We start from the raw sequence: 5,052 nt of genomic DNA on the forward strand, positions 1-5,052 counted from the left end.
GTCCTCCGGCACAAGAAGCTCACCGACTGGGCACGCCAGCTGGCGGTGCAGGCCCATCGATGGCTGCCTGACGGGAGATCGTGGTGGCCGGTGACAGCGGCTTTGCCGCCCTGGAGCTGCTGTCTGCTCTCGCCCGTCACAAGGTCACCGGCATCACGCGCCGGCGGCTCGACGCCGCGCTCTACAACCCGACGCCGCCCCGGCGATCCGGAACCAAAGGCCGGCCCCGCACCAAGGGCGGCCGGCTCCCGAACCTGTCCGAGGTGTTGAGGGGCAGCCACACGCGCTGGCAGCCAGTCATGGTCCAGGGCTGGTATGGCGAAGGCAAGCGCGAGGTCGAAATCTGCACCGCAACCGCCGTCTGGCGTCACGGCGGCATGCCCATCGTGCCGATCCGCTGGGTGTTGATCCGCGATCCCCAGCAGCGGTTCACCCCGCAGGATCTGCTGTGCACCGATCTACACCGCACGCCCGATCAGATCCTGGGCTGGTTCGTCCAGTGCTGGCAGTTGGAGGTCACTTTCCAAGAAACCAGGGCGCATCTGGGTGTCGAAACCGGGCGGCAGTGGTCCGACCTGGCCATCGCCCGCACCACGCCATGGCCGCTTCGTTGCGCCCATAAAACGCGAAGTTGGCAATACCGAGCCACGACAACAACTCAGGCCGTACATTCCCGTGCTGCGCCAGGCGTCTCCGCTTCATCTGCCGCAGGCAACCAAGGGGTTAAGGCTTGTAGCCCGACATCCGTGGCAGCGCGCACTGCGTCGAGGTCGCCCGTCGCGCGGTGCAGAGCCGCCAGCCCGCGGACGAAGGCGATCAGGTAGACGGCCAAGGGGCGTAAGTCGCGGTGAGGGGCTACCCTGCCGCCACGCTGCCAAGTCTCCAGCATTTTCAGCAGCGTCTGCTCGGACGCCTTCGTCTCGCTGGCAGCCCAGCGGCCGAGCCGGTCGTCGCGCCCTCCGAGCTCGGTGCAGCTACCCGCGATTAGGCAGCCGGTCGGACTCCCCGGCTCGGCCATCCGCTCAATGTGGAGCGCAATGTAGCGCTGAAGCGCTGCATGCGGGTCGTCGCCTCCAAGAGCTGCGAGGATCGGCGCTGCCACCGTCTCTCGATAGCGGTCGAGCGCTCGGAGGAACATCGCCTCCTTGTCACCGAATGCATTGTAGAGGCTTTGCCGCTTGACGCCGGAAGCCGCGACCAAGTCGTCAATCGAGGTCGCCTCAAAGCCCTGTCGCCAGAACACGCGCATCATCGCCTCCAGCACCACGCCTTCATCGAACTGTCGAACCGCGACCATGCGCACCCCTCTCCGACAACGCTCATCGCATGATTGACCAAAAAGTCAATCTTGACTGATTAGTCCAACATGGCACAGCTTGTCCCGGCGGCGCCGACCGGCGTCATCCGAAAAAGGAAGCAAGCATGGCCATCACTCAGAGCGGCGGGCGGTTATCCGGCAAGACAGCCCTGGTCACAGGCGGCACAACAGGCATCGGCTTTGCGGTTGCGGAACGGCTGCTTTCCGACGGCGTCGAGCAGCTCGTCATCACCGGCCAGGACGAGGGCCGCCTGACGGATGCCGCCCGGCAGCTCGGGTCAGCGGTCATGCCGCTACGGGCAAACGTGCGCAGCCTACCCGACCTCGAGCGCCTCGCGGAGGCTACGCGGAACGCGCTCGGCGGACGGCTCGACGTGCTGTTCGCCAATGCCGGCGTTGGCTCCTTCGCCCCAATAGAGGCCGTGGATGAACGGTTCTACGATGACCAATTCGGCGTCAACGTGAAGGGCGTGTTTTTCACGGTGCAAAAGCTTCTGCCGCTCATGAGAAGCGGCGCCAGCATCGTCCTGAACGCCTCTGCCGTAAACGCGAAAGGCGTGGCCGGCGGGCACGTCTACTTCGCCACCAAGGCTGCGGTGCGCTCACTTGCCCGTTCGCTCGCGGCCGAGTTGGCGCCGCGTGGCATACGGGTGAACGCGGTGTCGCCCGGCCTCGTGCCAACACCTTTCATTGGCAAGATGGGCCTACCTCAGGAGGCGCTCGACAGCTTTGCGGCCATGATCAAAGGCCAGGCTCCGCTCGCGCGCCTTGGTCGGGCCGAAGAGATCGCTCCGGCAGTTGCCTTCCTCGCCAGCGACGACGCGTCCTACGTGACCGCCGGCGACCTCGTCGTCGACGGCGGTTGGATGAACGTCTGATGCGCATCGGGAGCACAATGCTGACGCGATCCGCCTTCCTGCGGGCCTCCACCGGTACGCTCGCGGCGGCGGCCATGCCTGGCGCGGCCGCGGCGACATCGGAACCGCAGGGTCCGACCGAGGGCCCGCTCCGGGTCTCCGCGGCGCTGCAGGGTTACACGCGCGATTCCGCCCGCAACCTGACGGTGAACACCTGGTTTCTCATTGGCCGTGGTGGCGTTGCAGTTTTCGACACGCTATGGCGCCTATCCGACGCGCGGCGGGCGCTTGCACAACTGCGTTCCGTCACGGACCTGCCGATCACCGACATCCTGCTGACCCATGCGCACTCGGACCACTATGGCGGCCTGCCGGTTTTCGCGGCCGCGGCAGCGCCGGGCCTGCGCATTCATGCCAGTACGCTCGCGGCCCGTGACCTCCGCTGGGACCTGCTGGGCTTCAACGCGAACCGAAGGGAGGACTTTGGCGCCGACTTCGCTGCCGAGGGCGCGCTGCCGCAGCCCAACGCGGTGGTGACCGACGGGCAGCGCCTCAACCTCAACGGCATTGAGGTCCGCGTGCGCACGCATCGCGACAATGAGGCGACGGAAACGACGCTCTACGAGATTCCGGCAGAGGATGCCTTGATCGGTGGGGACATCGCCGGCAACCGGGTTTCGCCCGTGCTCTACCAGGGTGCCATCGACCACTGGATCGACCAACTTGCGGTCCTTGCGGAGCGGTACGCCGGCGGTGGGGCCCGCCTGTTCTGCCCCGGCCATGGCGAGCCAGGCCCTGCCAACGCATTGTTGACCGCCGAGCGCGACTACCTCATCCGCTTCCGCGACCTGCTCGACGCGGAGCTGCTGGAGCATGGCGCCATCGGGCCAGAAGGCATCGAACGGATTGCCGCGGCGACCGCGGCGCGGTTCCCAGAATGGCGCACCACCGCAGGGATCGCGTCGCGCCGGCAGCTGATCGAATTGAACATCCGCTGGGCACTGCGCGGCTGGCAGGTTGCCGGGGCAGCGGCCGGCAGACCACGCGAATTCCGGCAGGGCGCGGCCAAGGCGGCTGCACCAGGCCGGTGAGCCATAAAGTCGTACAGAGGACCGCCGTCATGCCAGACGATTCCCCGCCTCGGGATGGCCTCTCCCAGATGCAGAAGCCGATCTGTGTAGCGGCAAGCGCAGAGCTACAGCACGAAGCCGAGCCGGTTCTGGCTGCCCCGACGCGGAGCATTGTTCTCTCATGGTGGGCGTGGAGATCAAGCCCTCCGTTGTCCTCTGCGCAGCGACGACGGGCACCCCTGCCGGGTCATGGTTCTCCCCGCGGTCGGCGTGAGCCGCCGCATGACGGTGTCGGAAGCCAAGGAAGGAGCGTGCGGTTTCCTCGTAGCGGGTGGCGACCGCTCGCCACTCTTTCAGACGTGCCCAGAGGTTCTAGACCAAACGGCGGTTGGCGTAGATCCAGTCCGGGCAGGCGACTTCGGCATCGGTGCGCCTGGGCGGGATCGCAGGCCGCGCGCCCATGGCCCAGATGCGCTCGCGGAAGGCGTCGGAGGCAAAGCCGCGGTCGCCAACGACCCAGCCGGGCACGTTCGGCAGACAGTCGAGCAGACCCGGCGCCATGGGCAACTCGTGCGCCTGACCCGGTACCAGAGCAAAGGCCACGGCCCGGCCACGGCCATCGGCGATCACGCAGGCCTTGGTGCCGTAGCCGCCGCGAAATCGGCCAAGCGCCTCGCGCACATCTCGCTCCTGGCTATTGCATCCCCTTATTTCGCCCCTACCGCTTTCTGGTGGGCGCCGATGTTGGTGCCATCGATGAAGGTCATCCCGAGCGCGAGCCCACGCTGCCGCACCAACTCAAGCAGGCGCTCTCAGACGTCTTGCTTGGCCCAGCGGATGAACAACTGTGCAGCCGGCCACCACGGGCCGAGCTCAGCCGAGATGCTGCGCCACTTGGCGCCATTCTGGTGCCGCCAGAAGATCGCCGGGATGGTACGCCGCGGCTCTTTCGGTAGGGTTGTGTTGCGAAGTTTGGTGCAAAGCGTAGATGCCCGCGACAGGCTCCAGATCAGGCGGCGACTTGGAACAGCTCGGCGACAAAGCTGGCTTGGGTCCGCATGTCGCGTCCGCCAACTCCTCGAACCTGCCCCTTCCTCATCATCGCCATCGCCTCATAGCCTGCCAGTGTTCGTCGTGCCTTGTGGAAACTGCCGAACCCAAGCCCCGGTCTGACCAGGCGTTTCACGCGTCGGTGCGGGAACATAAGGTACCAGTGGACTGCCCAGAGGATCACCTCGGCAGTGAACTGCCGCCCCTTGAAGGACTGATCCGGCCTCACCGAGGCTACTCGCCGCCGTCTCGCCATGCCCTGGTTTGTACCTGCTCAGGGCGGCACCGCAAGAATGCAACAGAACCCAAGGGTGCCGTCATCGTCACCTTGCCGCTCCAACAGCAGCGTCGAATCAGAACCAGCGAGTCCGTGCAACGTCAAAGTGCTCTAGCGGCGCAGCCCGTCGATGACGAGACATCTCGGCCTGAACTTCTGGCCGGCGTGCAGGCGTCGGAGGAGCGCATCACCTCGGCCGCGGGAGCGATAGCCACGGTAGGCGTAGACTCGGCCATTACGCCATCAATATGATTCAGCCCCGCGGACAGGGTCATTGGCGATCAGCTTGGCAATGCCCGCGCCGTGTCCTGTAAATCGGCAATCTGGCTGGAGCTAACAGGCGGCGCGGCACTGGCTGCGTTATCAAGTGGTCCCGATGCCAAGGAGCACCCAGTGCCAGCCAATCCCGACGATCCCGACCAGTACTCTAGAGCACTTTGATGTTGCTTGGAATCGCGCGTTCTGATTCGACGCTGTTGA

Annotated in this window: 4 protein-coding genes and 1 pseudogene; 2 read left to right on the forward strand and 3 right to left on the reverse strand. The window is 65.9% G+C overall.

Going from position 1 to position 5,052, the window contains the following annotated elements:
* Positions 1-658: 658 nt before the first annotated feature.
* Complete coding sequence (locus AC5JJ6_RS41085; RefSeq protein WP_496047587.1) at positions 659-1,297, reverse strand: TetR/AcrR family transcriptional regulator; 639 nt, start codon at positions 1,295-1,297, stop codon at positions 659-661.
* A 125-nt stretch (positions 1,298-1,422) separates the two neighbouring features.
* Between AC5JJ6_RS41085 and AC5JJ6_RS41090 the strand changes: the two genes are divergently transcribed.
* The gene (locus AC5JJ6_RS41090) at positions 1,423-2,196 is read left to right on the forward strand and encodes an SDR family oxidoreductase (protein ID WP_496047588.1); all 774 of its coding nucleotides are present in this window, start codon (positions 1,423-1,425) and stop codon (positions 2,194-2,196) included.
* Positions 2,196-3,266, forward strand: a complete 1,071-nt coding sequence (locus tag AC5JJ6_RS41095) for an MBL fold metallo-hydrolase (RefSeq protein ID WP_496047589.1) — start codon at positions 2,196-2,198, stop codon at positions 3,264-3,266. The genes AC5JJ6_RS41090 and AC5JJ6_RS41095 overlap by 1 nt, the downstream gene beginning before the upstream one ends.
* A 276-nt stretch (positions 3,267-3,542) precedes the next feature.
* On the opposite strand, the pseudogene AC5JJ6_RS41100 reads toward AC5JJ6_RS41095, so the two are convergent.
* Positions 3,543-4,204: pseudogene (locus AC5JJ6_RS41100) on the reverse strand (IS5 family transposase); the annotation flags it as partial.
* A gap of 50 nt (positions 4,205-4,254) precedes the next feature.
* The gene (locus AC5JJ6_RS41105) at positions 4,255-4,524 is read right to left on the reverse strand and encodes a hypothetical protein (RefSeq protein WP_496047590.1); all 270 of its coding nucleotides are present in this window, start codon (positions 4,522-4,524) and stop codon (positions 4,255-4,257) included.
* Positions 4,525-5,052: the final 528 nt, after the last annotated feature.

The organism is Skermanella sp., from assembly GCF_059503625.1.